The sequence below is a fragment of the Synechococcus sp. MU1655 genome (assembly GCF_023630655.1).
Lineage (GTDB): Bacteria > Cyanobacteriota > Cyanobacteriia > PCC-6307 > Cyanobiaceae > Synechococcus_C.
The window spans coordinates 1-3,010 of sequence record NZ_JAKUHK010000241.1 but is presented as its reverse complement, the minus strand read 5'-3'; the positions used below and the strand labels follow the sequence as shown (position 1 = coordinate 3,010).

Sequence of the window (3,010 nt, the reverse complement as noted above, 5' to 3'; positions counted from 1 at the left end):
CCAATCAAAAGCTCTGCAGCATCACATCAAAGGAGGTCAAGACAACCCAGAACAGAAGACTTCGTTCCATCGCCGCAACAAGTGCAGCCCATACTCATCACCCGGGGGGCGTGAAGCGCATGCTCAGATCCAACCAGGAGCTCCGCGTCATCGGCGCACTGGTGGAAATCAAATCCACCCCCGTTGTGGCGTAGAGCTTCAAGTGGGCAGGGTTGACCCCAGACGCTTCCAGCACAATGGATGCCCGAGTAGGGCGCGCTTCTGCCTGGGCGCGCAGCAGGGGAACCAACGTGGTCAAAGCCTCCGGGCTGAACTCATCGAGCAGCAGGGCATCCGCACCTGCTGCCACCGCAGCCTGGGCTTCGTCTGACGTTTCCGCCTCCACAATCACCCTGGCGGGCCAGGGTGCATCAGATCGCACCGCTGCAATCGCGGCTGTTACTCCACCCGCCCAAGCCAGGTGGTTTTCCTTGAGCATGGCTGCGTCATCCAACCCCATGCGGTGGTTGATCCCCCCACCACAGCGGACGGCATATTTCTCCAGCTCCCGCAGACCTGGAGTGGTCTTACGCGTGTCGGCTAAGGCCACACCAGTGCCTTCCAACTGGGCCACAAGAGCGGCTGTTGCCGTGGCAATGCCAGACAGACGCATCGCCAAATTCAGGGCCGTGCGTTCCATCGCCACCAATTGTTCCGCCGGCCCCCTGAGCTCCAACAGTCGCTGCCCCACCTCGATTGGGGTGCCATCCCGCACGAGCAGGCGCAATTCGAACCCCGATGCTGATGACCCCACCAACTCCCTGAACAAGGGCTCCAACAACACGCCGCCACAGAACACCCCGTCTGCTTTGGCCCGCCAATGGGCTTCACCCTCTCGCCCCCGCAAGGCGGGAGTGGTGAGGTCGCCGCGGCCGAGATCCTCCTGAAGCCACTCCGCCAGCTTTTGGCGCAGTCGTGGAGTGATCGAGAGGTCCGCTCGTGCCAAGGCTTGTAAAGAATGGACTGCTCCCATGATGAACTTCGGCTCCCTCCCCCAACCGCACACCGTGCCCCCGAAGCGCATCTGACTGGCTGTGATCAACTGCCTTCGCAATGCAACAGGCCACGAAGACGTCTTGGTTCATCGACGCAGCGATACTGGCCGTGTGGTCATCGCACCGTCCAATCCATTGCTTGCTGACCGAGACCCTGCAAGGAACGTCGTTTTGCCTCAAAAAATTGAATTATTCGATAGCCATTTTCATATCATCGATACTCGCTATCCATTGATACGCAACAATGGTTATTTGCCCGAAGAATTTACCCATCAAGACTACAGAAAAAGGCTATCAACATTTGATCTTGCAGGCGGGGCTATCATTTCTGGCTCATTTCACGGCTTTGATCAAAGCCATCTTTTAGCCGCTTTAAAATCACTGGGCCCCAAGTATGTTGGAGTCACTCAACTGCCAAACAACATATCGGATGACAAAATCATTGAGCTCAACTCGGCTGGGGTACGAGCCTTAAGATTCAACCTATACCGTGGAGGCCCTAAAAGAATTACTCATATAGTCTCAATGGCACAAAGAGTTCATGAACTTGCAAACTGGCATATCGAATTGTATTTAGACCCCGCATATCTTGAGGAGCTATCCAGTGCATTACTGCCATTACCTGCTGTCTGCATCGACCACCTAGGGATGAAAAAAGAAGGTTTTCACCACCTTCTTAAACTTGTAGAACGAGGCCACAAGGTGAAAGCCACTGGCTTTGGTCGAATAGACTTCGATCCGTCCGAAGCAATCAAGTTATTCCATCAAGCCAATCCAGATTCACTACTATTTGGCACCGACTTACCATCAACAAGAGCGTCGATACCCTTTCAGCTCAGCGATATCCACATCATTCTTGAGTCTCTTGGCGGTGAAGCTGCAAAAAAAGTTTTAAAAGAGAATGCAATTGAGTTTTATAAAATAAAATCTAACTTATGAGCCAAGAATACAAATCGCGGATGGCTTGGGCGTAAGCCTTCAATGTCACTCGATCTCGAGGCGTCCGATCCTGCCCATGTCCAGGCAGATCAAAACTCACCGTCTGGTGACCTTCACTCTGAAGCTCCTTGGCACAAGCGTCCCAGCACCAACTTCCGTGAGATCCACCATGCACCAGAACAAAGACAGCCATCACATCCAAGTCTTGTTCAAAAGTCTGATGGGATTTGATTGGAGGAGATTGGGCAGGGTGTCTGCAAATTCGATTGATCCTCAGGGTCACCGATCTCAGGCGATCACCACCTCGGCTAAGCCTTTCAGATCGAATTTTTCCCTGGCATGGCTCTCTGATGCGGCACAGCTTCAGGCCGAAAGCCACTGCAGCGACACCCTGCGCTGACGTGGACCGTCGAGCTCAACAAGCATCACCTCTTGGTACTGCCCCAATTGCACCTCCCCGTTGCTGACATTCACGGTGACCTCATTGCCGAGCATCAGAGCCTGCAGATGAGCATGGGCATTGCGCGGCTCATCATCCGGAATGCCACGGCGCAGTTCCAGGTCGTCATGCTTCCAGCCAGCGCCTGGGGGTGCCTGCAGGCTCAACCACCGCTTCAGATCCATGAGCAGCCGTTCCTCCATTTCATTGATGATCACAGCAGTGGTGGTGTGCTGGCCTGACACGACCACGGCACCATCCCGTTTACCAATGGAGTGAACAAAGCGACGTAGCTCTGCGGTGAGGGGCAAGCATTGAAAGGATGCCTCGGTGCGGAGGCTCAGGAGCTGAGAGGTCATGTCGTCATGCTGGCGTCTAAAACAGCTAATTGATCAAGGAGACGTTGTATGGCCCTGATTCCCCGCTGGCAGTACATGACCCCAGAGAGCAAGGCGTTGGTTAAGCGTGGCGGCGTCAGCGTGCTGGTGCTGCTTGTGGCAAGCGTGGTTCTAAGGGCACTGTTGCCTTGGGTGCTGCTCGCAGTGGTCGCCTGGTTTGTTTGGACCTGGACTCAACGGCGCTGACATCCCTCAGCAGG

At 54.8% G+C, this 3,010-nt stretch carries 5 protein-coding genes; 2 read left to right on the top strand and 3 right to left on the bottom strand.

Features of this window, described 5'->3' with window-relative positions; genetic code table 11:
• Positions 1 to 97: 97 nt before the first annotated feature.
• The gene (gene nadC, locus NCN04_RS10025; RefSeq protein ID WP_250395998.1) at positions 98 to 985 is read right to left on the bottom strand and encodes a carboxylating nicotinate-nucleotide diphosphorylase; all 888 of its coding nucleotides are present in this window, start codon (positions 983 to 985) and stop codon (positions 98 to 100) included.
• A gap of 160 nt (positions 986 to 1,145) precedes the next feature.
• Here nadC and NCN04_RS10020 point away from each other — a divergent pair, with 160 nt between their 5' ends.
• Complete coding sequence (locus NCN04_RS10020) at positions 1,146 to 1,973, top strand: amidohydrolase family protein (protein ID WP_250395997.1); 828 nt, start codon at positions 1,146 to 1,148, stop codon at positions 1,971 to 1,973.
• On the opposite strand, the gene NCN04_RS10710 is transcribed toward NCN04_RS10020, so the two are convergent.
• Positions 1,963 to 2,166 (bottom strand): alpha/beta fold hydrolase, encoded by a 204-nt coding sequence (locus tag NCN04_RS10710; protein ID WP_350223250.1) that lies wholly within the window; start codon positions 2,164 to 2,166, stop codon positions 1,963 to 1,965. The genes NCN04_RS10020 and NCN04_RS10710 overlap by 11 nt on opposite strands.
• A gap of 170 nt (positions 2,167 to 2,336) precedes the next feature.
• On the bottom strand, positions 2,337 to 2,771 hold the full coding sequence (locus NCN04_RS10015; protein WP_250395996.1) for a secondary thiamine-phosphate synthase enzyme YjbQ: 435 nt from the start codon (positions 2,769 to 2,771) through the stop codon (positions 2,337 to 2,339).
• A 48-nt stretch (positions 2,772 to 2,819) separates the two neighbouring features.
• Here NCN04_RS10015 and NCN04_RS10010 point away from each other — a divergent pair, with 48 nt between their 5' ends.
• The gene (locus NCN04_RS10010) at positions 2,820 to 2,996 is read left to right on the top strand and encodes a hypothetical protein (protein WP_157028628.1); all 177 of its coding nucleotides are present in this window, start codon (positions 2,820 to 2,822) and stop codon (positions 2,994 to 2,996) included.
• Positions 2,997 to 3,010 lie beyond the last annotated feature (14 nt).

Coding starts and splice junctions, on each gene's coding strand:
- NCN04_RS10710 (WP_350223250.1), bottom strand. CDS start 2,166: ATGGCTGTCTTTGTTCTGGTGCATGGTGGATCTCACGGAAGTTGGTGC.
- NCN04_RS10015 (WP_250395996.1), bottom strand. CDS start 2,771: ATGACCTCTCAGCTCCTGAGCCTCCGCACCGAGGCATCCTTTCAATGC.
- NCN04_RS10010 (WP_157028628.1), top strand. CDS start 2,820: ATGGCCCTGATTCCCCGCTGGCAGTACATGACCCCAGAGAGCAAGGCG.